Annotated in this window: 2 protein-coding genes; both read right to left on the reverse strand. The window is 59.3% G+C overall.

Annotated features, from left to right (window positions below; all coding sequences use genetic code 11):
• Positions 1-200 (reverse strand): hypothetical protein (locus AC1DX6_RS30510; protein WP_477320293.1); only part of this gene is annotated, 200 nt, incomplete at its 3' end.
• Positions 197-877: a nucleotide-binding protein gene (locus AC1DX6_RS30515; protein ID WP_477320295.1), complete on the reverse strand. Its 681-nt coding sequence runs from the start codon at positions 875-877 to the stop codon at positions 197-199. The genes AC1DX6_RS30510 and AC1DX6_RS30515, both read right to left, overlap by 4 nt.
• Positions 878-1,135 lie beyond the last annotated feature (258 nt).

Genomic DNA, 1,135 nt, shown 5'->3' on the forward strand with positions numbered 1-1,135 from the left:
AGCTTGCGGAAATCGGGGCCGACTGCCGGGGACGGCTTTGTCGATTCCTGCATCTGTGGCGCAGCTTGCTCCTTGATCCCTGACGTCTCGGCCTTCGGCGGGATGAACATGCTGGGCAGCGCTGGCGGCTGCGTGGAGATCGCCTTCATCATGCGGGCCTTCTTGTCGTCACCGGGTTTCGGTGCGGTTTCTTCGCTCATGCCGCGTTCCTTGTGGCTTCGATGAAGGTTTGCAGAAGGTCGTCAAAGACCCCTTCACTCTCGGCAATCGCCTTCGCATCGGGCACATCGGGGCTGTAAAGGGTCTGCCCGGTCTGGAGGTCACGGTAGGCAACGCGATTGTGCAGGACGTGTTCTGCAATCGGCGTGCCGTTGGCCTGGATGATGGCGCGCAGTTCGGTCAGGGCTCGCGCCCTGCCATCGATGATGGTCTGCTTGGTCAGCACGAATATCGCAGGCAGCGGTCTCCCCCGGCTTTCCACCGCCAGCGGGATGTAGTGGTCGGTGATCTGGATAGCGGCGGTCACATCGTCGAGAGCAAAATAGACCGGCACGGCGACAATATCGGCGGCGAAGAGCCCAGCCATGAGGTTATCGTTTGTGGTGCCTTCCGTATCGATCAAGACGACCGAGCGTTCACCGTTGTGGGTGGCTGCGGCGCGAAGGATTTCCTGCGGGGTCATCGCGCTCACCATCTGGAACCTGTCAGGACGATTGCCAGCTTCGCCCAGCATCTGGAACCAGCGGTTCATGTTCTGCCGCCGGTCGCCGTCGATGAGAGTGACCGAATAGCCCCTATGCAGCGCGACGGATGCGAGGGCACGCAGCATCGTCGATTTGCCAGTGCCGCCCTTGGGGATCGCAGCGGAGATGATCATACGGGCCTCCTTCCGGCGTTGTCTCCTTGTCTCCATGTTAACATGGAGACAAGTCATCATGGACACATGAAAGGAAATCACGGTCGAAACATCATGTAAGGGGAAGCCTGTTTTGGCAACCTAGGCGCGCACAGATAAGGGCTCGCTAAAGATGCAGTTTTGCGCAGGTGCTTTCGTCAGAAAAGAAGGGTCCGGCGGACCATCGACTGTGCATTTCTGACTAAGCGTGTTCCGGCTACGCATAGGGCGACTTGTATC

The organism is Mesorhizobium sp. P2_C4 (assembly GCF_056404575.1).

Excerpts from the sequence above, each read along its gene's own strand:
- AC1DX6_RS30515 (WP_477320295.1), bottom strand. The coding sequence starts at position 877 with ATGATCATCTCCGCTGCGATCCCCAAGGGCGGCACTGGCAAATCGACG.